General features: G+C 35.0%; 27 protein-coding genes. 18 read left to right on the top strand and 9 right to left on the bottom strand.

Annotation, left to right across the window (positions count from 1 at the left end; all coding sequences use genetic code 11):
• Positions 1-2 precede the first annotated feature (2 nt).
• The 4 genes from yhaM (at position 3) to ACWPVE_RS03275 (ending at position 3,010) form a co-directional block, all read left to right on the top strand.
• Entirely contained in the window at positions 3-947 is a 945-nt protein-coding gene (gene yhaM / locus ACWPVE_RS03290; RefSeq protein ID WP_453990631.1) for a 3'-5' exoribonuclease YhaM, read from the top strand.
• 92 nt (positions 948-1,039) lie between these two features.
• Positions 1,040-1,894 (top strand): hypothetical protein, encoded by an 855-nt coding sequence (locus tag ACWPVE_RS03285; RefSeq protein WP_453990630.1) that lies wholly within the window; start codon positions 1,040-1,042, stop codon positions 1,892-1,894.
• A gap of 68 nt (positions 1,895-1,962) precedes the next feature.
• Positions 1,963-2,322, top strand: coding sequence for a YtxH domain-containing protein (locus ACWPVE_RS03280; protein ID WP_453990629.1), 360 nt, complete (start codon positions 1,963-1,965; stop codon positions 2,320-2,322).
• 109 nt (positions 2,323-2,431) lie between these two features.
• Positions 2,432-3,010 carry an HTH-type transcriptional regulator Hpr gene (locus ACWPVE_RS03275; RefSeq protein WP_453990628.1) on the top strand — a complete coding sequence of 193 codons (579 nt, stop codon included), beginning with the start codon at positions 2,432-2,434 and terminating at the stop codon, positions 3,008-3,010.
• Between the two features lie 9 nt (positions 3,011-3,019).
• On the opposite strand, the gene ACWPVE_RS03270 is transcribed toward ACWPVE_RS03275, so the two are convergent.
• A complete protein-coding gene (locus ACWPVE_RS03270) occupies positions 3,020-3,361 on the bottom strand; it encodes a DUF1878 family protein (RefSeq protein ID WP_453990627.1) in 342 nt (113 codons plus the stop codon).
• Between the two features lie 243 nt (positions 3,362-3,604).
• Between ACWPVE_RS03270 and ACWPVE_RS03265 the strand changes: the two genes are divergently transcribed.
• Both ACWPVE_RS03265 and ACWPVE_RS03260 read left to right on the top strand, forming a co-directional pair.
• Positions 3,605-4,144 carry a DUF3267 domain-containing protein gene (locus ACWPVE_RS03265; RefSeq protein WP_453990626.1) on the top strand — a complete coding sequence of 180 codons (540 nt, stop codon included), beginning with the start codon at positions 3,605-3,607 and terminating at the stop codon, positions 4,142-4,144.
• A gap of 77 nt (positions 4,145-4,221) precedes the next feature.
• Positions 4,222-4,416: a hypothetical protein gene (locus tag ACWPVE_RS03260; protein WP_396232308.1), complete on the top strand. Its 195-nt coding sequence runs from the start codon at positions 4,222-4,224 to the stop codon at positions 4,414-4,416.
• 253 nt (positions 4,417-4,669) lie between these two features.
• Here the strand turns inward: ACWPVE_RS03260 and ACWPVE_RS03255 are convergent, their stop codons facing one another.
• Positions 4,670-4,816: a YjcZ family sporulation protein gene (locus ACWPVE_RS03255; RefSeq protein WP_453990625.1), complete on the bottom strand. Its 147-nt coding sequence runs from the start codon at positions 4,814-4,816 to the stop codon at positions 4,670-4,672.
• A 243-nt stretch (positions 4,817-5,059) separates the two neighbouring features.
• On the opposite strand from ACWPVE_RS03255, the gene ACWPVE_RS03250 reads away from it, so the two are divergent.
• Complete coding sequence (locus tag ACWPVE_RS03250) at positions 5,060-5,932, top strand: peptidylprolyl isomerase (RefSeq protein WP_453990624.1); 873 nt, start codon at positions 5,060-5,062, stop codon at positions 5,930-5,932.
• Between the two features lie 75 nt (positions 5,933-6,007).
• Here the strand turns inward: ACWPVE_RS03250 and ACWPVE_RS03245 are convergent, their stop codons facing one another.
• The 4 genes from ACWPVE_RS03245 to ACWPVE_RS03230 all read right to left on the bottom strand — a co-directional run bounded on the left by ACWPVE_RS03245 (position 6,008) and on the right by ACWPVE_RS03230 (position 9,063).
• Positions 6,008-6,208, bottom strand: coding sequence for a sporulation YhaL family protein (locus ACWPVE_RS03245; RefSeq protein ID WP_453990623.1), 201 nt, complete (start codon positions 6,206-6,208; stop codon positions 6,008-6,010).
• A gap of 254 nt (positions 6,209-6,462) precedes the next feature.
• Positions 6,463-6,981: a tryptophan transporter gene (locus ACWPVE_RS03240; RefSeq protein WP_453990622.1), complete on the bottom strand. Its 519-nt coding sequence runs from the start codon at positions 6,979-6,981 to the stop codon at positions 6,463-6,465.
• A gap of 313 nt (positions 6,982-7,294) precedes the next feature.
• Complete coding sequence (gene serC / locus ACWPVE_RS03235) at positions 7,295-8,377, bottom strand: 3-phosphoserine/phosphohydroxythreonine transaminase (RefSeq protein WP_453990621.1); 1,083 nt, start codon at positions 8,375-8,377, stop codon at positions 7,295-7,297.
• A gap of 257 nt (positions 8,378-8,634) precedes the next feature.
• A complete protein-coding gene (locus ACWPVE_RS03230; RefSeq protein WP_453990620.1) occupies positions 8,635-9,063 on the bottom strand; it encodes an HIT family protein in 429 nt (142 codons plus the stop codon).
• 767 nt (positions 9,064-9,830) lie between these two features.
• On the opposite strand from ACWPVE_RS03230, the gene ACWPVE_RS03225 reads away from it, so the two are divergent.
• The 3 genes from ACWPVE_RS03225 (at position 9,831) to ACWPVE_RS03215 (ending at position 12,569) form a co-directional block, all read left to right on the top strand.
• Positions 9,831-10,571 carry an ABC transporter ATP-binding protein gene (locus tag ACWPVE_RS03225; RefSeq protein ID WP_453990619.1) on the top strand — a complete coding sequence of 247 codons (741 nt, stop codon included), beginning with the start codon at positions 9,831-9,833 and terminating at the stop codon, positions 10,569-10,571.
• Positions 10,564-11,793 (top strand): ABC transporter permease, encoded by a 1,230-nt coding sequence (locus ACWPVE_RS03220; protein WP_453990618.1) that lies wholly within the window; start codon positions 10,564-10,566, stop codon positions 11,791-11,793. Before ACWPVE_RS03225 ends, ACWPVE_RS03220 begins: the two co-directional genes overlap by 8 nt.
• Before the next feature lie 65 nt (positions 11,794-11,858).
• Complete coding sequence (locus ACWPVE_RS03215; protein ID WP_453990617.1) at positions 11,859-12,569, top strand: EcsC family protein; 711 nt, start codon at positions 11,859-11,861, stop codon at positions 12,567-12,569.
• Positions 12,570-12,651: 82 nt separating this feature from the next.
• Here ACWPVE_RS03215 and ACWPVE_RS03210 read toward each other — a convergent pair whose 3' ends face one another.
• Both ACWPVE_RS03210 and ACWPVE_RS03205 read right to left on the bottom strand, forming a co-directional pair.
• Positions 12,652-13,830, bottom strand: a complete 1,179-nt coding sequence (locus ACWPVE_RS03210; protein WP_453990616.1) for a M20 family metallopeptidase — start codon at positions 13,828-13,830, stop codon at positions 12,652-12,654.
• Positions 13,831-13,931: 101 nt separating this feature from the next.
• On the bottom strand, positions 13,932-16,067 hold the full coding sequence (locus tag ACWPVE_RS03205; RefSeq protein ID WP_453990615.1) for a GDYXXLXY domain-containing protein: 2,136 nt from the start codon (positions 16,065-16,067) through the stop codon (positions 13,932-13,934).
• 178 nt (positions 16,068-16,245) lie between these two features.
• On the opposite strand from ACWPVE_RS03205, the gene ACWPVE_RS03200 reads away from it, so the two are divergent.
• The gene (locus ACWPVE_RS03200) at positions 16,246-16,935 is read left to right on the top strand and encodes a TerC family protein (RefSeq protein ID WP_453990614.1); all 690 of its coding nucleotides are present in this window, start codon (positions 16,246-16,248) and stop codon (positions 16,933-16,935) included.
• Here the strand turns inward: ACWPVE_RS03200 and ACWPVE_RS03195 are convergent.
• Complete coding sequence (locus tag ACWPVE_RS03195; protein ID WP_453990613.1) at positions 16,932-17,231, bottom strand: hypothetical protein; 300 nt, start codon at positions 17,229-17,231, stop codon at positions 16,932-16,934. The two genes, ACWPVE_RS03200 and ACWPVE_RS03195, sit on opposite strands and share 4 nt — an antisense overlap.
• Before the next feature lie 392 nt (positions 17,232-17,623).
• Here ACWPVE_RS03195 and ACWPVE_RS03190 point away from each other — a divergent pair, with 392 nt between their 5' ends.
• The 7 genes from ACWPVE_RS03190 to ACWPVE_RS03160 all read left to right on the top strand — a co-directional run bounded on the left by ACWPVE_RS03190 (position 17,624) and on the right by ACWPVE_RS03160 (position 26,989).
• Positions 17,624-18,130 (top strand): phosphoribosylanthranilate isomerase, encoded by a 507-nt coding sequence (locus ACWPVE_RS03190; RefSeq protein WP_453990612.1) that lies wholly within the window; start codon positions 17,624-17,626, stop codon positions 18,128-18,130.
• Between the two features lie 486 nt (positions 18,131-18,616).
• Complete coding sequence (locus ACWPVE_RS03185) at positions 18,617-18,949, top strand: YckD family protein (RefSeq protein ID WP_453990611.1); 333 nt, start codon at positions 18,617-18,619, stop codon at positions 18,947-18,949.
• 472 nt (positions 18,950-19,421) lie between these two features.
• Positions 19,422-20,885: an extracellular solute-binding protein gene (locus tag ACWPVE_RS03180; protein ID WP_453990855.1), complete on the top strand. Its 1,464-nt coding sequence runs from the start codon at positions 19,422-19,424 to the stop codon at positions 20,883-20,885.
• A 281-nt stretch (positions 20,886-21,166) separates the two neighbouring features.
• Positions 21,167-22,645 (top strand): extracellular solute-binding protein, encoded by a 1,479-nt coding sequence (locus ACWPVE_RS03175; protein ID WP_453990853.1) that lies wholly within the window; start codon positions 21,167-21,169, stop codon positions 22,643-22,645.
• Positions 22,646-23,209: 564 nt separating this feature from the next.
• On the top strand, positions 23,210-24,130 hold the full coding sequence (locus ACWPVE_RS03170; protein ID WP_453990851.1) for an ABC transporter permease: 921 nt from the start codon (positions 23,210-23,212) through the stop codon (positions 24,128-24,130).
• Positions 24,131-24,152: 22 nt separating this feature from the next.
• Entirely contained in the window at positions 24,153-25,028 is an 876-nt protein-coding gene (locus ACWPVE_RS03165; RefSeq protein WP_453990610.1) for a carbohydrate ABC transporter permease, read from the top strand.
• Positions 25,029-25,465: 437 nt separating this feature from the next.
• Positions 25,466-26,989 carry a glycoside hydrolase family 28 protein gene (locus ACWPVE_RS03160; protein WP_453990609.1) on the top strand — a complete coding sequence of 508 codons (1,524 nt, stop codon included), beginning with the start codon at positions 25,466-25,468 and terminating at the stop codon, positions 26,987-26,989.
• Positions 26,990-26,995: the final 6 nt, after the last annotated feature.

Here is a 26,995-nt window from a genome sequence, read left to right as displayed (position 1 = left end):
ATATGGTGAAGGGCATTGTGCATTATGAAGTAGGACAACAAGTTGATGTGTACCTATTAATAAAATCATCAACCAAAGGGATTGCAAGTAATGGAAAGCCATTTTTAACTTTAATTTTACAGGATAAAAGTGGTGAAATGGAAGCCAAGCTCTGGGATGCGTCACCCGAAGATGAGGTAAACTATGCTGCACAACAAATCGTTAGACTTGCTGGGGAAATTAACAGCTATCGGGGACGAAATCAGCTTAAAATTAGAAATATCCGACCCATAACAGATTTAGATGGCGTAACAATTTCTGATTTTCTAGAGGTTGCCCCCGTACCACAAGATGAAATGGCTGCGAAAATTACACAATATATTTTCGAGATGAAAAACTCAAACATCCAAAGAATTACGAGGCATCTGTTGAAGAAACACCAACATGCATTTTATGAATATCCAGCTGCAACCAAAAACCACCATGAATTTGTGTCTGGATTAGCTTATCATGTAGTTTCGATGCTCGATTTAGCAAAGTCTATTGCTCGCCTTTATCCAACATTGGATACGGACTTATTATATGCTGGGATCATCCTTCATGATTTAGGAAAGGTTACGGAGTTATCTGGCCCAATTTCAACCACTTATACGATCGAAGGAAATTTATTAGGACATATATCAATTATGGTAAATGAAATCGGTCAAGCGGCAAAAGAGTTGGGAATTGAGGGTGAAGAAGTTACCATCTTACAACATATCATTCTAAGTCATCACGGAAAGGCTGAATGGGGAAGTCCCAAACCACCATTAATTAAGGAAGCGGAAATTCTCCATTATATTGATAATCTTGATGCAAAAATGAATATGTTGGACCGTGCGTTAGAACGGGTAAAACCAGGAGAATTCTCAGAACGGATCTTTGCATTAGATAATAGAAGTTTTTATAAACCTACATTTCATAAATAACAATGAAACTCGACTATAATAGTCGAGTTTTTTATAAATAGAATTTTGCTTTTTATGGAAAGCTATGTAAAAAAACAAGAGGTCCGTAAAAGATGGCAAAAGTATTTCTTTTCTTACTATTTTTGTTCTCTATTTTTTATAGCAATGTGGAGGCAACAACTGAATATGAAGAAAAAGACAGCCCAATCAGTTTTAAAGTTGAAATGGTTCCATGGGATCTAGTAAATGAGATACTTCCTAGGAAATCCTTTTTTACAATTATAGACGTTGAAACTGGTCTTCAATTTCGAGTTCAAAGAAGGGCAGGGAGCAGACATGCTGATGTCCAACCGCTCACCTTTGATGATACAAAAATCATGAAGAAAATCTACGGTGGTCACTGGAGTTGGAAACGTAGAGCCGTTATTGTGAAGTATGGTGATCAAATGCTCGCGGCTTCGATGCACGGAATGCCGCATGGTGCGGGTGCGCTAAAAAACGGTTTTCCAGGTCATTTTTGTGTACATTTCTTGGGGAGCACCACTCACTCTTCAAGGGAGCCAGACATTGCTCATCATCTGATGTTATTGAAAGCAGGAGGTAAACTCGACGAATACATAAGTAGTGCTGATCCATACCATCTTGTAGAAATATTTGCGACAGGTATTAATCAAGCAGATCGGAAAATTATCCGTCAAACCATTTTGCCCAATCTGGATAATAAAAAGTTATTTAAACTCTTACGTAAAATCGATATTTTTTCCATCACAAATATGTCTTATTTACCGTTAAGTGATTTAGAGGTGCTCTTAACGGTGGAAATCCCAGTTGAGGTAGAAATTTATCGTGAGGGTCTAGGGAAAGAACGGAAGCAAATTATTTTCGTGTTAGTCAGAAATAGCAGTGTTGATCGTTGGTATATCCAACAAAATGAATTAATTAAGGAGCTATACCATAGTAAAAAGTGAAATAAAAAAGGATTTATTTAGTTTTTGTAGAATTCTGTAAATAACACTTTAAACTTGGAGTGAATAAGATGTCGTCAACTAAATCTTTAATTTATGGTGTATTACTGGGAAGTATCATTGGGGGAATGTCTGTCCTTTTAAGTACGCCTACCTCAGGTAAAGAATTTAGAAAAACATTAAAAAATAATCAAAAACAGCTTTCTAATTCCATATCTCAAGTTGTTAATGAGGGTAAAACTTTAACAGAACAAGTAACTCATACAAGTAAGCAGGCGGCCAGTACCTTGAAAGAAGTTTCAAAAGAGATTCAGAAATCCATAAATCATTGGAAACAAGAAATAGAAGATAATCAAAGAAATATTAATAAAGAGCTTTTAGAAATTGAAAGTGCTTTGGAAAAATTGGAAAAAGCGGTTACAAACAAGTAGTATCAAAATTTCTTCAGTTAATTTAAAAATTTTGTAAATTTACATCTTTATTAATTTTTATTTTATTGGCATAATAGTAATAAGTGAATTTAGAAAAGTGGGTGAATCTATGAAACATGAAGAAAAGATAGGCTCCATCAAAGAAGCGCTCCTTTTTAGTCAAAGAATGGCACAACTTAGTAAGGCATTATGGAAGTCTATTGAAAAGGACTGGCAACAATGGATTAAGCCTTATGATTTAAATATTAACGAGCATCATATTATTTGGATTGCGTATCATCTAAAAGGTGCTTCAATTTCGGAAATTGCTAAATTTGGAGTTATGCATGTTTCGACTGCATTTAACTTTTCTAAAAAGTTAGAGGAACGTGGACTTCTCCAGTTTTCGAAAAAAGAGAATGATAAGCGTAATACTTATATTGAATTAACTCCAAAAGGCGAAGAGATTTTTTTGAAAATTCTAGAAGGTTATAATCCTAGCAAAAATGCTGTGCTGGAAGGGGCGCTTCCACTTACAAAGCTTTATGGGAAGTTTCCAGAAATTGTTGAAGTAATGAGCATCGTCCGAAATATATACGGCGATGATTACATGGAAATTTTCGAGAAGTCATTCCGAAATCTTGAAGATGATTTTATTGAGGTTGATGGCAAGTTATACAAACGAGTCGAGGAAAAAATAGAAATGTAATACATGGATTTAGTCAATACTATCGATTATCCCTTTAAACTCGTGCATTAAAGGGGTATACCTTCTTTCTTGTGCTAAAACATTGATTGTTGTTTCTGGATCTAAATTATGATGAAGCATCCCGACAAATTGCGTTAAAAGCGGTGTGAAATCAATAAATCCCTCCGCTTTTTGTTTTTTGTATTCTGTGCTCAATTTTTCACAAATGTCTAACAAGTCCTCAACGTCTCTTTTTGATAAGTTTGCTTCTATGATTATTTTATGAAATGGTGATAATTTATCTTCAATTAACGGTATAATTAATGATTGATAATATTCAAGTCGCTCTAAACGTTCTTCTATGGACTCCATATCATACACTCCAACTCATCGTATCAGTCATCTGTTTGTAGAATACTTTTCAAAATTATTATGTCCAAAAAACACGAAAAAAGTCGAAAAAACATGTATTTTATCGTTCTTTTGGTTACCTATTGCATTTTTGTTTGAAACAAAGTAAAGTAGTTTAGTAAGTTTAGAGTAAAAAATTCGAGTTTTAAATCTGGATATTATTTCCATTTATTTACTTCCAATGATTGTGGATGGTGATTTTGTATGACTTGTTGGAAAACCATTAATCTTACAAAGGATTATGGATTCCTTCGAATTATTATGATATCCATAATGTCGATGTTAATTGCATTTATTCTTTTTTATTTACCAATGAATTTAATGTATTCTTCTATTGAACCGAAAGAAGATGGAACTATTTATTTCTTAATAGCCTTACTTTTAGTGTATCCATTACATGAGACCTTGCATGTCTTACCATTTTGGATAACCAGAAAGAAGATAACCGTCACATTTAAATGGATGAACGGAATAATCCCAACGATTATAACTCGTTCTAAAAATCCGTTATCTAAACCATTTATTATTTTAGTAAAATGTACACCATTTTTATTGTTAAGTACTCTAATGATAGGAGCATGTGTTTTATTTCCTGCATTTATTCATTATTTTTCCATTATTGCAGCAGTTAATTTTGGATTATGTGTGCCAGATATAATTTGCTTAGGACAGTTTATCAAAGCACCAAGATCTTGCACGATTGAAGAAATTGAGGATGGCTATGATATCTTGATTCATAATTAAGATGACGGAGCAAATTAGTGAATTAAATTTTTCGAACTCGATTAGATAAATGCTCCAAAAACATATTGTATTTTTAGATGGGGGGATTAGGAGTGATCTTATTTTATATTCCATTTGCTGCTTTTATATTGTTTTATATTAATCAAATGACTTACCGGCTATGTGAGCAAAAAGAAATTCCTGATGACCGCCAGCCAAAAGTATATCGTACAATTAATATTTTAATTACCATTTTACTTATTTCCTCGTATGTAGAGGTCCTGTTTACGTAAATGGAAAAAGGATGACCAATTGGTCATCCTTTTTTGTTTGCGAAGTATGCTAGCGCAACAATTAACTTGGACTGATTAGCTTAAGAGTCAAGCCCTAGAGACCATAAGTCAATCCAGCTTAAGGAAAAAATCATTCCTTTTCACCAGTTTTTCTTATGCTTGTCGGACTTTGCAAAGGAAGTGCTGACGTCCACGTTAGCCGAGGGACGTGGCTGTTTTAGTGGACGAACAGCAACAAAGGCTTAAGCTTTTTTTAGAACCAAGCAGCACCTACGATGATTAGTAGGATGAATAACACAACGATTAGTGCAAATCCACCACCATATCCTTGACCCATGATTACACCTCCAATACGTTTGTACGGTATATTATGCAAAAACATTTGTGAACGAGTAGGCATTTGTCTTGCCTTTTGGAATTTTCTTTTCGTGATTACCTTATAGTTGAACTAACCAAAGCTTTTGCCTTATAATTTAGTTCACTATATCTTATTCAAGGTAATTCTAGATGACTGTGCGAATGTCCCATATTTTTGAAGAATCTTACGAAAATGTTTTCTTTCTGTTTTAAAAGTATGTTATAGTAAATTTTGTAGCATCGGACAAACAGTAGATAAAAATTGTACATAGTAGGAGTGTGTGTAATGAAGAAATCAATTATTGCCCTGACAGCCGCTGTAGGTATTTTTGGGTTAAGTGCTTGTAATAATGCTGATGATTCAGCTGTACTCGTGGAAACGAAAGCGGGTAATGTCACAAAAGAAGAATTATACAATGCAATGAAGGATCAAGCAGGCGCTGTTATCCTAAAGGATTTAGTATATACAAAAGTTTTATCTGATAAATACGAAATAAGCGATAAAGAACTAGATGCAAAATACGATGAAATGCAAGCGGCTTTAGGTGCACAATTCGATATGATCGTTGAGCAAAATGGTGAGGATTTCGTTCGTGAACTTCTAAAGTCTGATATGCTTAAAGAAAAAGCTGCATTAGAGGAAGTGGAAGTTAAGGAAGGCGAAGTGGTTAAAGCTAGTCATATCTTAGCTAAGTTTTCTGATAATCCAAATGAGGAAGTAACTGAAGAACAAAAAGCTGAAGCGAAGAAGAAAATTGATGAAGTAAAGGCTAAGCTTGACAGTGGGGAAAAATTTGAGGATGTAGCAAAAGAATTCTCAGATGACAGTACTGCTCAAAATGGTGGAGACTTAGGTTGGTTCGGAAAAGGACGCATGGTTCCTGAATTCGAAGAAACAGCTTTCTCACTTAAAGAAGGCGAAGTAAGTGATATCGTAGAATCACAATTTGGTTATCACATCATTAAAGTAACAGGAACTACTGAAGGCTTTGAAGATATGGAACAAGAGAAGAAAGATGAAATCCGTAGAGCATTGCTACAAGCTGATCAGAGTGGTGCTACGCTTCAAAGTGCATTAGATAAAGCAATCGAGAATGCAGATGTCAAAGTCAAAGACAAAGATTTTAAAGACTTATTTAAAGCTCCAGCTGCTGAATAATAAATATAGCAAAGGACCGTAATATAATGTACGGTCCTTTTTTATACTAATTTTGTTGAACAAGGCTGTCATGAATTACATAGGCTCTGGTTTGTTTACTTGTTGAGAACGTCGTCTTTCTCTTTCATCATTCATTCGTTCAATATAGACATTCCCTTCTTGTTCAATATAGGAGTCCTCGATCTTTCGTTCCTCTCTAGTAGTCCGAATCACCATATATGCGCTAAAAAGTACTCCAAATAACGCTACATATACAAACCAAGGTACTGATAACATTACATTCCACTCCTTGTCCTACTTTTTACTTCTACTATATGATGAAAAGTATATAGATATCACTTATTTTCATAGAATTTTGATATGCCATTTTGCACTATAGTGGGTATTTGAATCATAATTTGGTTCTATTAACATTATGATCATTCTATCAATGATATTCAGATTCTATCATTAATACCTATTTCTAGAGTTATCCAACAGAAAAAGGGTGCCCCACGATAAGTAGGTCACCCTCAAAAACATTAAGTTTATCATGCACTTACTGTAAAATTTGTACGCTTCATGATTTGCTGTGCAATTGGATATATAATCGCCATTGCAATAATTCCCATTACAGTTGTCGGTAGGACTACAGTTAAGAACAATCCGATGAAAGTTCCAGGAAGTCCAGCGACTAAAAGTGCAACACTTAAGAAAACAATTCCAGAAACTAGAATTCCTACAGCAGTAACTGCACATATCATTATGATTGATTGAGTATACTTTCTTGCAGCAACAAGAACACCATAGAATACGAATGCTGAAACGAACTTGTCAAATGGACTCGCAATTTGACCACCTGGGAAACCAGTTGTCAAGGCTGAAATGACACCAGCGACAAGTGCAACAAGCAATACATATTTCTTTTCTGGAAATAGGATAATGCCTAAAAACATCATGACCAACAATAAGTCAGGCTTCATTCCCAGATAAATAGGTGGCATTACAGCATGTAAAACAGCACCCATTCCAATTAATAATGATAATAGTACCAATACCTTTGTATTCATTTCTCATCTCTCCTCAGCTTTTCTAAGCTATTTATTAGATCCTCCAATAGTGCACTCATTGCCTATTGCGAAAATCTTAACTCTAAGTATATCAGACTATTATCCTGTTTTGAAGTGACTTATTCAGAAAATTCCATCTGATTTTAGTGAATAGTAGGAATAGCGAAAAAACAGATATGTTAAGTTTTATAATAACTCTATAGGGTACTTAAAATTTTATGAGAGGTCTCTAAACTGTATGAGAAAAGACGTTACCATCGTTGTGGCAACGTCTTATTAAACCAGTTTTTTTGTTTACATATACCTATTTCATTTAGTTATTTGATTTGAATTCATCCATAAATGCCGCAAGAGCTCTAACAGACTCTAATGGAACTGCGTTGTAGATGGATGCACGGCATCCACCAATGGAGCGATGTCCGTTCAAACCAACAAATCCTTTGTCTTTTGCCTGTGCTAAGAACTTCTTCGTTAGTTCATCACTTGGAAGTGTGAAGGACACGTTCATAATGGAACGACTACCTTTTTTTGCATGTGCTTTATAGAAACCATCTGAATCATCAATCGTATTGTATAAAAGTGCTGCTTTTTCATGATTCTTTGCTTCAATTGCAGGAACCCCACCTTGTTCCTTTACCCATTCAAGTACAAGTGAAAGCATGTATATTGAAAAAGTAGGCGGTGTGTTATAAAGAGAATTTGAATTTACATGTGTATTGTAATCCAACATGGTTGGAAGATTCTGATTTCCTTGTTTTAACAGGGAGTCCTTAATAATTACAACTGTCACCCCAGATGGTCCAAGATTTTTTTGGGCTCCTGCATAGATCATATCAAATTGTTCAACATTGATTTCTCTACTTAAGATATCACTAGACATATCTGCAATTAAAGGTACATTTTTATAGGTTGGGTATTTTTCCCATTGTGTACCATAGATTGTATTATTAGATGTAATGTGTACATATGCAGAGTTATCAGAAAGGTTGTTTACGTCTATTTCAGGGATAAAGTTATATTTTTCATCTTTACTTGATGCAATTACATTTGTGTTCCCAAACTTTTTTGCTTCATCAAGTGCTTTTTGAGACCAAGAACCTGTTAATATGTAATCAGCTGTTTTATCTGCTGTTAAGAAATTCATTGGGATCATTGAGAACTGAAGACTAGCGCCACCTTGTAAGAATAAAACATGATAGTCATCTGGTATACGCATAAGGGAACGTAAATCCGAAATCGCTTGCTGGTGAACTTGATCATATTCTTTACTGCGATGGCTTAATTCCATAACAGACATTCCAGTTCCTTTAAAGTTGAGTAATTCAGCTTGTGCACGGTCTAAAACTTCTTGTGGCAAAGCAGAAGGACCTGCGTTAAAATTGTATGCTCGTTGCATTGTTGACTCCTCCTAATTTTTGGTGTCTTACGTAAGGCACCATCAGCTTATTAGTCTAAGACAATCGCTTCTGTAGGTAAATAATACCTTCTGTAAGTGCTTGTCTTACGCTTTTAACCGAATAAGGTGCCTTGAGACTTTTTTATATTACTTTAGTTGAATAAAGTTATCTTATCATGTTTTCACAAAAAAAAAAGTGAAATCTTTCGAAAAAAAATGAAAAAAGGCAAGACATATAGTCAAGCCTTTAAAAAATTTTAATTTTGCTCAATTGCGTTAGAAATAGTTGAAGCGATATTTTGTAGATCTTCGCCTGAGTATTGGCTTTCATGTGATTTCCAAACAATACCAAACCCATCACCTTTACCGTAACGAGGAATGAGGTGTAGGTGGAAATGGAATACAGATTGTCCAGCTTGTTCACCATTGTTTTGTAAAAGATTCATACCTACTGGATTGAATTCTTTTTTAATTGCTTTTGCAATAGATGGAACAACTTCAAAGATATGTTGAGCAATTTCAGGTGTTAATTCAAAAACGTTTTCTTTATGTACTTTTGGGATAACTAGCGTATGTCCTTTTGAGACCTGGCTGATATCTAAAAATGCATACACATGTTCATTTTCAAACACTTTTGCACTTGGAATTTCTCCATTAATGATCTTACAAAAAATACAATCACTCATTTTTCGTCCATTCCTTTCAATTACATTTATATGTATTTTAGCACAACTTTATAAGATGTTAAAATTTTCATACAAACAAAGAAACAGGGTGCAATCGCAAAGGATACACCCTGTTCTTGAAGAAGGCATCATGTTAAAAGGTTAACGGTATCTTTGATAAACACCTCATTTTTTTAGGAATGAAAGTCTTTATCTAATGGAGTGAGTCAATTACGTGGTTCAAGCGGACCATCCCCTTGTCATGTTTTATAAGTTCATACAACTTATAAATCGACTAGATAGTCTTTAACAAACACCTCATTTACAAAATAATGGTTATTTTGTTAGTGGCAATTTGTTCGAACTCACAATTCTCTCACATTTCCCAAAGTAACCATCCCCTTATAACAGTTTTAAAAAGCTGTCGTCTAAAACAAGGTTATTGTCTTTAACAAACACCTCATTCCAGGTAGATGATTAACATCAAGGCTTTTTTCTTGCCCTCTTCAAAAATTAGTATGACCCGTTCCAATCAATTTATACAATGTTTTTTAGCTATGTTAAATTGGCAATTTTTGATATGATTAAAATGAAAAGTGATTATAGATGAAGGCTTGTATGTCAATTGACTAGCGTTATATTCCTTAACGGTTTCGTAGAGGTGATGAGCGCAAACAGGAGGTGCAATTATACTTTCTGTAACATTGACTTGACTAGAAAGCCAATCGCGCATGGAGTTAAAATTCAAAAATAAATAAAATTTTGTAGGGTAAAGAAGGGAGCTTTACATGGCACTATTAGAGATTTCTAATCTAACTGGTGGTTACACACAAAATCCAGTACTTAAGGATGTCTCCTTCCACGTTAAGCAAAAAGAAATAGTGGGTTTAATTGGACTCAATGGTGCAGGGAAGAGTACAACCATTAAGCATATAATTGGTCTGATGGAGCCGAAGAAAGGAACTATCCAGATAAACGGAAAAACAATTCAAGACGACATGGAAACCTATCGTTCCATGTTTAGTTTTATTCCTGAAACACCTATTCTTTATGATGAATTAACATTATATGAACATTTAGAGTTAACAGCAATGGCATACGGTATCGAAAAGAAGGTATTCGAAAAAAGAGTACAACCCTTATTAAAAGAATTTCGAATGGAAAAAAAGGTGAAATTCTTCCCATCTAATTTTTCTAAGGGGATGAAACAAAAGGTGATGATTATGTGCGCCTTTCTTGTTGAACCATCTCTGTACATCATTGACGAGCCATTTGTCGGTTTAGACCCTCTTGGCATTCAATCCTTATTGGAAATAATGAATAAGATGAAAAATCAAGGAGCAGGCATCTTAATGTCAACCCATATATTAGCGACAGCCGAGCGTTACTGTGATTCATTCATTATTTTACATAATGGGAGGGTCAAGGCTTGTGGTACCTTAGAGGATCTCCGCAAACAATTTAATATGGAAAACGCGAAACTTGATGATATTTATATCAGCTTAACAAAGGAAGAAGAAAATGATTGATAGCAAAGATCTATGGAGGAAGAGACTCGCTCAATATTTTAAGGAAATAAGCAGGTATTTACGGTACATGTTAAATGACCATTTATTAATTGCTCTCCTATTCTTAGGAGGTGGAGGGGCTTATTACTATAATTTCTGGTTGCAGGATGTGCCTAAAGATTTTCCTTATGCAATCGTAATTGCTCTTGTATTAGGGACTATTTTAACCAGTAGTCGAATCCAGACCTTGTTAAAAGAACCAGATCTTGTTTTTTTACTACCTGTCGAGAAGCAACTTACACCCTATTTTCAAAAGGCATTCTGGTACAGTTTTTTCTCTCAGATTTATCCTTTATTAATTGTTTTCGCAGTAGCAGCACCTTTATATCTTGCTGTTACTGAAAAAACAATGTCATCTTTAGTTGCTATTTTTGTAATTGTACTATTAAGTAAGGCATGGAATCTTATGATGTCATGGTTCACACAGTATTATATGGAAAAGTCTACATACTACATAGATATGATGATTCGACTTATCCTGAATGTCGTCCTTGTTTATTTATTGTTTTCTAGAGCATCGATTCTATTTATCGGAAGTATAGTAGTAATCATGATAGGATTACTACTATACTTTCAAAAAAACGTGGAGAAAAAAGGACTAAAATGGCAGACATTAATCGAGTTAGAATCGAAAAGAATGCTTACTTTTTATCGAATCGCCAATTTATTCACTGATGTTCCTAAGCTACAAGAACGTGTAAAAAAACGTCAATGGCTAAACTGGGTAACAGGATTCATCTCTTACAATAAGAAAAATACATTCCGCTATCTTTATACACGTACTTTTTTACGGACGAGTGACTATTTAGGTATGTATGTGAGATTAACACTTATTGGTGGATTAGTTCTATATTTTGTGCCATTTCAATATGGGAAAGCTTTTGCCATGATTTTATTCCTATATTTAACAGGCTACCAGATCATAACGTTATGGAGGCACCATAGTTTAAAAATTTGGGTTCAGTTATATCCAGTCAGTGAAGCTTCCAGGCTTGCGTCATATTTGCAGTTTTTATGTCTACTGCTTCTTGTTCAATGTATGTTATTTACAGTCATTTTGATGCTTACGGTTGAAATCATGAGCACATTCATCTTTTTCATAATGGGTGTCCTATTCGTCTTTCTTTTTGTGTTTATTTATACAAAAGGAAAAATACGAAAATTAGACCGTCTGTATAGATGAAAAAGTGAAACCTTTGTTTCTATTTATACGTAGTAATATGTAAACACAAAGAAGGGTAGAGGCGCATGAATGATTCGTATATGTTAATGGTGGAAGAGGAATTATTTCAATGGAGGAAAAAGCTAATTAGAAAGTCTAATATGCTCCAACGTGTCTCGAAAAAAGCACAAACAAAAATGAATGAAATGATCCCTGAAAAGGCCCACACAATTATAACAGAAAGTATTAAGAAGATGATTCAGGCAACATTGATTGGCTCAGAATACACAACCAAAGGCGACTATCCAAAAGATTTGTCATTACAGGCGAAAGAAAAACTCTTAGAAGAGAAGTTAACAGTTTATAGGCGAACTGCCGCTGCAGAAGGAGCTGGAACTGGGGCAGGAGGATTTCTATTAGCACTCGCGGATTTTCCATTGCTACTGTCGATAAAAATGAAATATCTATTTGAGGTTGCAGCAATCCACGGGTTTGATACGAAGAATTATGAAGAACGGCTTTTCTTGTTGTATGTGTTTCAATTGGCTTTTTCAAGTGATGAACATAAAAAGAAAACATTTGAAATAATTGAGAACTGGGAAGCGGAGAAGGATAAGCTTATAGAATTGGATTGGAGGGTCTTTCAACAAGAATATCGAGATTATATCGATTTTGTGAAGATGCTCCAATTATTACCTGGTGTCGGGGCGGTTGTGGGAGCTTATGCAAATTACAATTTACTCGACCAATTAGGTGAGACAGCGAAAAATTGTTATCGATTACGAATATTAAAATAAAAAAGAACGCAAGAATGCTGAATGTTACATCATTCTTGCGTTTTTTTTGCCGATAAGGTGTTACACCAAAGTGTCTCTTATCTTATTCAATGTTTGAATAGTTTAAGATTGCTGCACCTAGTGTCTTAGCTGCAATTAACATGGCCTTCTCATCAATATCAAATTTAGGATGATGATGTGGATAAGCGTTTGATTCATTAGTTGGCATTGCGCCAGTAAAGAAAAAGGTTCCTGGCACATGCTGTAAATAATAGGCGAAGTCCTCTCCCCCCATTTGAGGTGCTGTCTCTTGTACATAATGAACACCAGGCACCTCTTGAGCTATTTTAGCTAGAAAATTTGTTTCTTGTTCGTGGTTTACAACAGCAGGATACCCACGATCAAACACATACGTGTAAGTTGAATCGGTTGCGATGCATGTTCCTTTTACTATTTTTTCAATTTCTACTTCCATTTGACTTCGAACATCTTCACTGAATGTTCGAACTGTACCTTTGAGACTCGCAGTATCTGCAATGATATTGAAGGTATTATCGGCTACAAATGAACCGACAGAAAGAACAGCAGATTCAATTGGATCGACACGTCTACTCACAATTTGTTGTAAATTCATCACAAGTTGGGAACCGATGACAATGGCATCCTTTGTTGTATGAGGATGTGCGCCGTGCCCGCCTTGTCCCTGAATTTTAATTTCAAAGCGGTCTGCAGCTGCCATAACAGGGCCGACACGATATTCAATCGTTCCTGTAGGGACTGTTGCCCATAAATGTGTACCGAAAATGACATCTACATCTTCTAGGCAACCATCTTCGATCATCGCAATTGCACCACCTGGAGCTAATTCTTCTGCATGTTGGTGGATAAGAACCACTGTACCAGATAGTTGCTCTTTTAATTCATTTAAAGTTTTCGCTAATACTAGCAGTGTAGCAGTATGTCCATCGTGCCCACATGCGTGCATGACACCTGGAACTGTTGATTTATAAGGAGTATCTTTTTCGTCTTGAATTGGCAAGGCATCAAAATCAGCACGTAAAGCTACAGTTGGTCCTGGTTTGCTACCGTGAATTTTAGCCACTACTCCATTTCCACCTACATTTGTTCGTACTTCAACACCTAGATTTCTATAGAAAGTTGCAATAAATTCGGCTGTTTTATACTCTTTAAATGATACTTCAGGATGCTGATGTAAATAGCGGCGAATATCAACCATTTCAGAGTATTTTTTATCTAAAGATTCATATAACTGGTTTAACATTTCCCAATTCTCCCTTTTGCTTTGTCATACGAATAAATTATATCATGAATATGGAATTACATTAATTTTTTGAAAAAAAAAGAGGAGGCACTTAAGCCTCCTTAATAAATCGATTCAAGTAATGCATTTCCATTCCTAGCTACCTTTACTTTTGCGAATTTTGCATTTCGCTGTAGTTCTAACCCCGTACCTTCTTTTACAAAATAACTTTCAATACCGAGAATGACTCCATTGTATCCATTATATTTACCTGTAAGTATAACTTCGTCCTCAGCTAAAAGATAATCAGTTGGATTTATATTTGTTAGTATTTTCTCTCGTTGATAGATCCCATTATTATCTTTTTTCACAAGAATGAATACCTTGTTTCCTGAATGAACATTAATAAGTTCATTCGTTTCAGCAATTTCATAGCGCAAAATTACATAATCACCTTGGAGCATGGAGCGTGGATCCACTGGTGCTAAAGCAAGGGTAATTTCTTTTCCGTTTTTCAGAAGGGACTCATTGCTCCAAATTTGATATCCAACAAATGCTAATTGTAACAAAAGAATGAGTCCGATTTGGCCCCATTGCTTTTTTGAAAAAGTTTTTTCTGTTTTCTGATCTTTAATACCAGACTTACGATCAAAGTATTGTGTAATGATAAAGAAAACAATACCGATAATGAGAAGTGAAAGTGATTTATGCACAAGTGACCAAAGAAGGTCATAATAAGTCGAAATAAATAAAGCAATCCAGAATACCAAGGTCATTCTAAAAAGAAATACTTGGTCTTCCTTTGAAAAGAAAAGAACAAGGGATGTTGTAATGATAAAAAACATCAAACTATATACTATTTCTTGCCAAAGTAAATTGTCGGTAAATGATAACGCATAAAAAAAGAGTAAGGAATAAAACAAACTAATTCGTTTTAATGTTGCTTCAGAGCGAACCAGATAGTAAACGATTGCGTTTAGCAGTGCATAACCAATAAAAATGAATTCTAGCTGTTCCGACAAGCCACCTTCATCAAGGATAAGATGTAACGAACAACCAATGATTGTTGAGTAACTTAAAAAACGAATAATACCACCTTTCATGGCTATGGTTACGGCGACTGAGATAAGTAAATAGAAAATAGTAATGGGTGTTGATAAGAAAAACGCTTCAAGTAAACCAGAGAAGAACCCAATAAACAGTAATGTGTTTCGAACATAAGGTCCAAGTTTTTTTGTAAACAAACCAACGCTAATAAAGATAATACTTAATACGACAGTTGCATAAGCACTAGAAAATAGAATGAAGAGAACACCACCAAAGCTGATTGAAAACATAAAAGATCCAATAAGTGTCACGATTACAATCAAAGTCCCCTTCATCGTTTGAGCAAGTGGAGTATCTGTATGTTTGGAAGATAAATGCTTTGCCAGCATAACTCCACCGATAATTAGCGCGACTGAGGCAATTGAACCTAGCACTTGTAAACCAAGATATCCGATTGATTCTCCGAATAAAAATGGGATTTCAATAATTTTCGTACAAACGTAAATACTGATCATTGTGAATAAAATAATGGAAATATAGCGATCAATTTTTTTCGTAACTAGAAAGAAATAAGAAATGGCTGCAAATGCAATATATAAGACATTTGTCCATCCACTATAAGGTTCAAATAATTCAAAAATGCTCATTCCGATTAACATGATATGGGTCATCATATAAGACAGATAACGTATAGTCTTATTACGAAAAAAATCAGTAAAGGTAAAAATGAAGAGGATCAAATTAATGACCGCAATAACAAAGAATATGAGCCACTCTTGAAAATCTGAGCGAACAATGAAGTAAGAAGAGGGATGCATATAGAACCAATAAGCAAGGTGGAATAGGACGAAACTAAAAATAGCTAAAGGTGCATAGCGCGTACATATCGCTAGTAATAATGTAGGAATTAGCCAAACAACAAAAAGTATATAACTATCAGCGTGTGAATTATATATTTGACCCACTAACGCCATACATAGACCAAAGGATATGGCACCAGCAACAAGTAGCCATCTTCCCAAAAATACTTGATATGAAAGAACTTTTGAAGAAAGAACGGATAACAAATAAAATAAAAGCATACCAGCTACTGCAAGCGTTAGTTTTTCGAATCGAGTAAATTCAGGCCAGTTTGCGGCAAAAAAATAAAGAATTCCTGATAAAATTAAAACAATCGAAGCAAAATAACCAAATGGAATGAGCTTCCTCATAATAAACTCCCCTTTTCCTTCTGGAAAATATTATTTTATTAGCATATTCTATTAGTACTATATGTGATGCTGTTTAATCGTTGTCTTGATTATAATATATTTTTCCATTTTTGATACCATTATTTATTCTATAAACTTAAATTGAACTTGGGTAAAATAAACCCGAGGTGAATTACGAATGGAATTGTTTTCAGCAGAGTTCTTTTCAGCTCTACTTGCAATTGTAGTAATTGATCTCGTCTTAGCGGGCGATAATGCGATTGTAATCGGTATGGCCGCTAGAAATTTGCCAAAGGAATTGCAAAAAAAAGCAATTATCTGGGGAACAGTTGGAGCGATTATCATCCGGGCTGCAGCCACCCTTGCAGTAGTGTGGCTTCTTGAATTACCTGGATTACATCTTATTGGGGGCATCCTACTCATCTGGATTGCTTATAAGCTCCTCACTGACGACACGGAACATGAAATAGAAGCTAAAGGATCATTTATAGCAGCGATAAGAACAATCATTGTTGCGGATGCATTAATGGGCCTTGATAATGTACTGGGAGTTGCAGGTGCGGCGCATGGTAGCTTTTTATTAGTTATCATTGGGCTCATCATTTCCGTTCCAATCATGGTCTGGGGAAGTACACTGTTTATCAAATTAATTGATCGATTTCCGATTATTGTTGTATTTGGTGCAGCAATTCTTGCTTGGACAGCTTCAAAAATGATTGTAGGTGAACCATTTCTACAGGACTTTTTTGAAAATCCATGGATCAAGTATGGTTTTGAGCTCCTTGTAGTACTTACGGTTATTTATATCGGCACAAAGGCGAAGAAAACCAAAGCTCAGTCCATTAAAGAAAAACAAAAAGCGTCTTAGAAATGGGGCTGTCCGATAAGTCCTAAAAAATAAGGCAAGGGAGAAAAACGACCGTTTTTCTCCCTTGCCTTTTCGTCTACTACACGGGCCTCGTGATGTTGTGGAATAAGAGATTCGATATCATAAATCATTTGAATTTGTCGATTATCGTAGGGTTTGAAAGTAGGGGCTAATTGTCTTGGATTAGGTTCCTTTTGTTTTTCTTCATTTTGAACTTCTAGTTTCTCCTCTTCGAACTCTGGAAAAAGGGAAGTTTGCGTGTTATAATTTTCATTAGTAATCAATTGATTGCTCATAAAAAATCATCCTTTCTGGAATGTTGTGTGGTAACTTCATTTTACTAAAAAGGATGGTTTTTTTGTAACGGGTTCTGTTTTCGAGTACAAAACTTCAAATAACACATCAAAGGGAGTGCCAAATCGCATTGATTTCGCTACTCCTTTTTTCTTGATTTAACGGTAATTATCCATAACAAACTAATCAATTGGTACTACAAAAAGCACCCTAAAAAGAAGATGACAGAACTTTCTGTTCTTCAAAATTTTTGGTGTCATTTGCAATACTTTTTAAGTTACCAAAAAAACCTCTGAACTGGAAATATGGTATTGTAAAGAGACAAAATCTTCAAATAAAGGGAAGGTTAGTAATAAAAAATTGCGGTAAAACTGAGAAAAAAATGGAGGAGCAAATGGATAATCACAAGTTTAATGAGTTTATTAAAATTGCAAAAAAACTAAATGATATTGAAATTATCCCATTGTTAATGGGTTCGGTTGGTTTAGAGGTCATTACAGGAAAGAGTTGGGATGCACAAGACTTAGATATTCATATACCTGGTGATAAAAGAGGGTGGGAAGTACCACCTGAATTAAATATACATAACTGGAATGAAATAGTGACCATTATGAACACAATGGAATATAGTTTGGTTGATTTGCACGAACACGAGTTCTCTAAAGAAGGATTATCAGTTGAGTTTGGTATTATTGACACTTTACCAAGTTTCGCAGGAGTACAATTAGAGAATTTAGAAATGCAACAAATGGGAGAGGTAAAGTATTATTTACTAAATCCTGAGCAATATTTAAGTGTTTACGAATCTTCATCCAAGGATAGTTATCGAGCAGATAACAATAATAATAAAGATATTAGAAAAATAGATTTCTTAAAAAGTATGTTGAACAAAATACCATAAAAAAAGGTCGGTCAGTGGTTTCAGCCGCTGACCATTTTTGTGCGTTTTATATTGATTTTTTTTGCACGAAATAGACAACCTTTTCGTCTGATAATTACCTGTTTGTACTTCAAAACCGAACCCGTTAGTTTTTTTGTATGTTTTTTTAAAAATTACGAGTCAATACTATTAAATTTTGTAACCTTGTTGATTGTAGCGAAAGGTACGAGACTCCTGCGGGAAAAGCGTGGCCAGTGGAGACCCCGCAGGAGCTTGCGACGAGGAGGCTCCCGGACCGCCCGCGGAAAGCGAGTACCTGCAGCGGAAATCAACACCAGATTTTTTAGTAAACCCAAAAAACAAAAAATGAGGGCTGTCCTCAAAAGTCATTTTTCAGTGACTTTTTGGACAGCCCCTTTTAATTTAAGATAAAATATGTATATCATTTGGATAATAATGGATACTATAAACGATAAAAGTGTACATAGGTTAGAAAGGACGGAAAAAATGAAAAAATTTACAATGTCTGTATTTGCGTTATTACTAAGCATTTTCTTGGTAGGTGGCGTTCAAGTAGCTGCGGAAATGGATGGAGAAAAGCCAAAAGTTGAGCTGACTGAAAAACAAAAACAAGAATTGGATGAGCTTTATCAAGAACTTCTTAAAACGAAAAAGGAAATTATTAACAAGTACATTGAATTCGGTGTACTTACAAAAGAAAAAGGTGATAAAAAGCTTAACTGGTTAGATGAACATTATCAGAAAATAAAAGAACATGGATATATTCCAAAGCATCATCATAAAAAACATAAAGATGACGATAAACACGATAACGATTAAAAAAAAGCTAGATAAAACAAAAAATGTTTTATCTAGCTTTTTTTAATTTGGCGTGTTTTTAAGAACAGAAGAAAGACCCTATCAGGTAGGGAAATGGACAGCCCTTTGCAAAATTTTACATCAGGTAGAGGGTCCACCTACATTATTTTCAATTTGTAAATAACAACAAAGTTTGCGAAAACAGCCCTTATTTTAATCAAAAGAATGAATGTTGAAATTTACATTTATTAGAAAGTAAGTTAAGAAATTTGTTGTTCAAAATAGTATTTTCACCTATAAAAAGGTAATCAATATCTTATAATCCATTCTCGTAAAAGTCGATTAACCTTTGTATAATAAGGGTATCTAAGATTTTGATTATTTACGGAATTTAGAAAGTCCAATAGATTAAGGAGGTAGTAAAGTATTTTAGTAGGAGGAATTAGTTTTGAGAAATAATAAAAAGAAACTTTTAGGTCTATCACTAGCATTAATGCTAGGAGTAGGTGGACTTGCTGGATGTGCGGGTTCTGGTACATCCGAAAAAACAGATTCAGATGGCAAAACAAGTTTTACAATTATGGCAAACCTTTATACACCAGAAGTACCATCTGATAAGATTGAGAAGCTTCTTGAAGAGAAGACAGGCGTAGACATTAACATTCAGTGGACACCTGATACGAGTTATGAGGAGAAATTGAATACTGCTTTTGCAACAGAGTCATTACCAGAAGCTGTTTTTCTAAAAAACCAATCTACCTTTATTCAATTTAAAGAAGCCATTCGCGATGGTCAGTTCTGGGAGATAGGCCCATATTTAAATGAGTTTCCGAACCTTAGTAAACTAAATGAACAAATACTTCAAAATACCGCAGTAGATGGTAAAATTTATTCACTTTACCAAGGTAGGCCATTGTCACGACAAGGATTAATCTATCGTAAAGACTGGGCAGATCGTTTAGGAATAGAGGCACCAAATACGATAGAGGATGTCTATGAAATGGCTCGAGCGTTTACCGAAGATGATCCTGACGGAAATGGCAAGAATGACACATTTGGGATTACTGATCGTGCGGATTTAGCTTATGGAGCATTTAAGACAGTAGCATCATGGTTTGGAACACCAAATGGTTGGGGTGAGAAGGACGGACAACTTCTTCCAGAATTTATGTTTGAAGAGTATATAGACACGATGGATTATATAAAGAAGCTTCGAGATAATGGATACATTAACCAGGACTTCCCAGTAACGAGTAAAGAAGACCAACAAGCATTCTTTAAAAATGGTACGGCTGGCATGTACATCGGATCAATGGCTGATGTATTGAGTATTCATAAAGATGCTGTAGCCCTTAATCCTGACATAGAATTTGAGGTTCATAATCAAATAGTAGGTCCAACTGGTGAATATGGGATTTGGGCGATACCAGGTTACGGTAATGTGGTACTATTCCCGAAATCTTCTGTTAAAACAGAAGAACAATTAAAAGAAATTCTTGGTTTTTTTGATAAACTTGCTTCACCAGAAATGGCAAACTTAATTTTCTGGGGTATCGAAGATGAACATTACACGGTTCAAGATGGAAGAGCTCTAGCATCAGAGGATACGGATTTAACAACAAGAGAGGTAAAGCCGTATCAATCATTGGAAATCGGTGAACCGAAGACGAATGGAAGGTATGAAGGTGTATTTACTCTTCCAGTAAAAGAAAAGGCTGAAGAATTAATAATCGATAACGAAGATTATCTGATTCATGATCCAACAGTTGCTCTGGATTCTGCAACACTAGCAGAAAGAGGAGAACTATTAAATCAAAAAATTAATGACGCAACCTATCAATATATTCTTGGTGATATTGACAAGGATGGATTTAAAAAGGCGATAGAAGATTGGAAAAAGTCTGGTGGAGAAGATGTTATAAAAGAATTTAATGAAGCATACCAGAAAATCCAATAAGTTAAAATCTCTAGTATGATGAAGGCTGTCGAAACTGTCGAAATGCCTTCATCTTTTTTGTATATTTGCGGTATCTTCAATTTTGTAAAAGTAATAATCATTTTCTTAACATTGATTTTGAAAGTGCTTTCAAACCTTGTATTTACAAGGATATGTGAGAATTTGATTATTCACGTCATCCTATCATGACGATAGATTAAAGGTGCAACACAAAAAAATAAATAGGGGGAATTCCTTTGAAGAAAAGTAAGAAAAAGTTTTTAGGCTTATCCCTTGCATTAATGTTAGGGGTTGGTGGATTAGCTGCTTGTTCAAATGAAAGCGCTTCAGGTAACAAGGATTCTGACACAAATCAAAAGGAAGAGAAAGTTAGCTTCACTATAATGGCTAACCTTCACACACCAGAAGTACCATCTGACAAAATTGAAAAGTTGCTGGAGGAGAAGACTGGTGTCGACTTAAAGATTCAGTGGACACCTGATACGAGTTATGAGGAGAAACTAAATACGGCATTTGCAACTGAAACACTGCCAGAAGCAGTTTTCTTAAAGAACCAAACAACTTTCATACAATTTAAGGAAGCGATTCGCGATGGTCAGTTCTGGGAAATTGGTCCATACTTAGATGAGTTTCCAAACTTAAGTAAGTTAAATGAACAAATCTTAGCAAATACGGCTGTTGATGGAAAAATTTACTCATTATACCAAGGTAGGCCATTATCTCGCCAAGGTTTAATTTATAGAAAAGACTGGGCAGACAAACTAGGGCTTGGTACGCCTGAAACTATTGAAGATATCTATGAAATGGCGAAAGCATTTACTGAACAAGATCCAGATGGAAATGGTAAGAATGATACATTTGGATTAACGGACCGTAGTGATTTAGTTTATGGTGCATTCAAAACAGTTGCTTCTTGGTTTGGCACTCCAAATGAATGGGGCGAAAAAGACGGAGAATTACTTCCAGAATTCATGTTTGATGAGTATGTCCAAACAATGGATTTCTTTAAAGACCTGCGTGATAATGGCTATATAAATCAAGACTTCCCGGTAACAAGTAAGGAAGATCAACAAGCATTCTTTAAAAATGGAACTGCAGGTATGTATATTGGTTCAATGGCTGACGTTGTAAGTCTTCATAAGGATGCTGTGGCATTGAATCCAGACATTGAGTACGATGTTCATAATAAAATTGTGGGACCACATGGTGAGTTTGGAGTATGGGCGATCCCTGGTTATGGAAACGTTGTATTATTCCCTAAATCTTCTGTAAAAACAGAAGAACAGTTAAAAGGCATTCTTGGTTTCTTTGATAAATTAGTAACACCTGAACTTTCTAACCTCATTTTCTGGGGAGTGGAAGGTGAGCATTATGAAGTACAGGATGGCAGAGCATTAGCATCTGAAGATCAAGATTTAACAAACCGTGAAGTAAAGCCATATCAAGCTCTTGAAATTGGTGAAATTAAAACAAATGGTAGATATGATGGAGTATTCACATTACCAGCAAAAGAAAAAGCAGAAAACCTCATTCTTGATAATGAAAACTACCTTATTCATAACCCAGCAGTTGCACTTGACTCAGCAACATATGCAGAAAAAGGAGAGCTTCTAAACCAAAAAATAACTGATGCTACATATCAGTATATTTTAGGAGATCTTGATAAAGCTGGTTTCGAAAAGGCTATTGAGGATTGGAAGAAATCTGGTGGGAACGATGTGATTAAAGAATTTAACGAGTCATATAAGAACTCTAAATAAGACAATGAACTCTTGGTAAAAATAAAAGGCTGTTCTCGGACAGCCTTTTATTCATTCAAAAGACATAATTATAAAACAAGCAATTGCGTTGTTTTAAGAGAATCGACTGTCAAGTAGAAGGAGAATGTTGGATAATCATTTTCTTACCATTTAGTAATGGTAGTTAGGTAGACAGTTTTCCATTCGGATTGCTTACAATCATGATACACAGATGATTACCCTTTATTAAGTTGTAAATAAATGAGCTATTTTTTGAATAAGTGATGTGGACAGAATAATCATCATCTAAGATAAGGTGATAGTGTTATCCATACTTGTCATATCGACAGAGCATATGAAACTTTGATTATTTACGATATCTATTATTCTTTACAAAATAGGAGTATAAGGTTTGTTTCAAAGCGGTAAACAACAACTCCTACTGTATTTGCTTCTTAACAAATCTTAAAGCAAATACGAACATGATTGTGATGATAATTATATGACGAAAGGAAGATGAGGGTGAAATCTGAAACACTTATTGAGCAGAGCAGTCAAACAGAGCTAACAACAGTTAACAAAGATTTGCAAAAGAGCTTTAAGGCAGAAATAAAAAGACGTATTTTCAAGAATAAACTATTATACTTAATGATCCTACCTGGTCTTTTGTATCTTATTATTTACAAATATATTCCGATGTTTGGTCTAGTAATCTCGTTCCAAAATTACAAGCCTTATCAAGGAATCCTAGGAAGTGAATGGGTAGGATTTGAGCATTTTACTCGTCTATTTACAGATTCGGATTTTTGGATGATTTTAAGAAACACACTTGTTCTATTTGGGTTGCATATTTTTGTAGCGTTTCCAATTCCGATTGTACTAGCACTGATGTTAAATGAAGTCAAAAATCTATTTTTTAAAAGAACGATACAATCACTTATTTATATCCCCCATTTTATGAGTTGGGTCATCATTGTATCAATCAGCTTCGTTTTATTAACAATGGATGGTGGGTTAATTAATGAATTACTAGTCAGTCTAGGATTTAATAAGGTTAATTTTCTTATGAATTCCGATTGGTTTAGACCAATCTATATCATACAAGTTGTCTGGCAAAGTGCTGGATGGGGAACCATTATTTATCTAGCAGCAATTTCTGGGGTAGATCCTGGTTTATATGAAGCGGCAAAAATGGACGGAGCAAGTAAATTTCGTCAAATCTGGCATATTACTTTACCAGCAATTCGACCAGTCATTATTGTCCTTCTTATTTTAAAAATCGGAGATGTCTTAGAGCTTGGTTTTGAGCATGTATACCTATTATTAAATGCTTCAAATAGAAGTGTTGCTGAGATTTTTGATACGTATGTGTATACAACTGGATTATTACAAGGTCAGTATAGTTACAGTACGGCGGTAGGTTTATTTAAAGGGCTTGTTGGTCTAATTCTTGTAGTCTTTGCGAATAAAATGGCTAAAAAATTCGGAGAAGAAGGTATTTATTAAGTCTAATTAAGGGAGTGAGAGCATGGTAGGAGAAAAAGAGTTTGGAAGTCGAGTCTTCCGTTGGGTAAATAATCTATTACTTATTATTATAGCGCTAACAATGGTCCTGCCATTTGTACATGTTATCGCAGCCTCATTTACAACAAGTGCAGAGTTAGCTGATAAACGTTTTGTCCTTTTTCCAACTGTATTTAGTTTGGATGCGTATAAGTATATTTTTTCAACAAATACAATTTTTAAAGCATTATTTGTATCCATTGGGGTAACATTGATTGGTACTTTATGGAGTATGTTTATTACATTATTAACTGCTTATGGATTATCACGAAAAGATCTGATTGGTAGACGGCAAATCTTATTTTTATTTGTATTCACCATGTTATTTAGTGGTGGAATGATTCCTACTTTTTTAATCGTAAAAGAGACAGGCTTACTAGATAGTTACTCAGCATTGATTATTCCAGTGACAATAAACGTATTTAATATGATTATTTTACGCAGTTTTATTATGGGGTTACCTGAAGGATTGATTGAATCGGCTAAAATTGATGGTTGTAACGATTTTGGGGTATTGTTTAGAATCGTGTTACCAATATCAAAACCAGCTCTTGCAACCGTTTCCTTATTCTATGCAGTGGCTTATTGGAACACATATATGCATGCGATTCTTTATATCAATGATGCTGCCAAATGGCCAATTCAAGTTTTATTAAGACAAATTGTAGTGCTTGCAAGTGGTCTCAGCTATGATAGCTCAGAATTTACAAATATACCACCGCCAGATATTACAATAAAAATGGCAGTAATCGTTGTTGCAACAGTGCCTGTGTTACTAGTCTATCCGTTCCTGCAAAAATACTTCACGAAAGGTGCTATGCTCGGATCAATGAAGGAATAGTAGTTTTAGTAAGATAGCGGGAGAGCTACAGGTAAGAATCACTAAAGCTTTTGAGAAGTTGGTTTTCACCTTTAAATCGTTTTTCTAAAATGGCTTGAAGGTAGATCTGTCGAACATGGTTCGGTATTATTTTGAATCTGACAACGTCTGATTTAGCAGTTTTATTACGAAATGAATGATTTACAAAAATGCCCGTAGATTTACGGGCAAAATTTATTTCGCTTTTCCAACAAGTTATGGCTAAAGGTGAGTATTAATCAGAAATGCCTTTGGAGTTCCATCTCAGCATCGGATTATAGAAAGGTGTATGGACCCCCGGATAATCAGGCAATGTTCATTTGGATACAGTCAACAAATGAACAAGTATTAAAGCAAGTAATTTAAGGAGTTATGTAGAACTATAAATCAATAGGTACTATCATTTAGGAGGGAGTAATATGGCTATTATAGATATTACACAACTAGGAGCAATGGGAGATAATCAAACGGATAATACAGAGATTATTGCTCAGGCAATTAATCAGTGTACAGATGATGGTGGAGGGACTGTTTATATACCTTCAGGGACATATTTGACTGGACCAATTGTGCTTAAAAGTAATATTACACTTTATGTTGAAGCAGGTGCCACACTCGTCTTTATAGACAATTTTGACCTGTATCAACCTGTCAAAACAAGGTGGTCAGGATATGAATGCTATGGCTATTCTCCGTTAATTTTTGGTGAAAATCTAGAAAATGTTGCGATTAAAGGAGAAGGCTCCATTGATGGACAAGGGAAAGCTTGGTGGAAGATTAATAGCCAGCTTCGTGTAAATAGTAAAGCGTATTCGTCGAAAACAACAGAGAAAATTTTTCAATTGAACCAACACTTCATGGAACCAATTGAAACGAATCTTGTTGAATGGGATTCACAATTTCTACGTCCACCATTATTGCAATTGATGAATTGTAAGCATGTATTAATTGAGGGTATCATCTTGAAAAACTCACCGTTTTGGAATACACATCTAGTATATTGCGATCATGTTACTGTTCATAATGTTACCTTTGAAAATCCTGCAGATACTCCGAATGGTGATGGATTTGACATCGACTCTTGTTCAAATGTACGTGTATCCAATTGTCACTTTGCAGTAGGGGATGATTGCCTTGTTTTAAAATCAGGAATTAATGAGGATGGAAGAAGGGTAGGTAGACCAACAGAAAATGTGGTTGTTACAAATTGTACGATGCATCATGGACATGGTGGAATTGTCTTAGGTAGTGAAATGTCAGGAGGAATTAAAAATGTGACCATTTCTAACTGTACATTTATTGGAACAGACCGGGGAGTTCGAATTAAAACGAATCGTGAACGCGGTGGATATGTGAAAAATATACTTGTGAACAATATATATATGGAAGATGTATTATGTCCAATAGCCATAAATTCATTTTATAGACATGGTGTCAATGAAAAAGATCCAACAGTTAATAGTCTTGAAGCGCAGCCTATCACTGAAAAGACACCAGCAATAGAACATATTCAGATTAGTAATGTAACTGCAAAAAACTGTCGGGCAGCAGCAGGGTTTATTTACGGGCTTCCAGAAAGCCCAATTAATGATCTATCAATCTATCATACTGTAATTGAAATGACAAACGACCCAGATGAAATAGGTGGAGAACCAGATATGGTTCAAGAGGAATTAGTAATGGCTGGAGCAGGTATCTATGGAAAGTATATCTCAAATTTGAATATCCATCATGTTCGTGTAGAAACACGCCAGGGTGCAGGACTTCAGATTGAGAATAGTGAATATGTTAATATTGATCATTTTACAATGAGAAACCAACATGACTCTACTCCAGTTGTGGTATTAAATCGAGTGAATCCAAAAAACATAGGGGGCTTTGCTACGCAAATAGAAAAACCGAACTATTTACAAATCAAAGACCCAAGTAAAGTAAGTGAATAATACATT

The sequence above is a fragment of the Bacillus nitroreducens genome (assembly GCF_964021195.1).
Note: the sequence above shows the minus strand (reverse complement) of the source record. Positions and strands in the feature narration are given on the sequence as shown.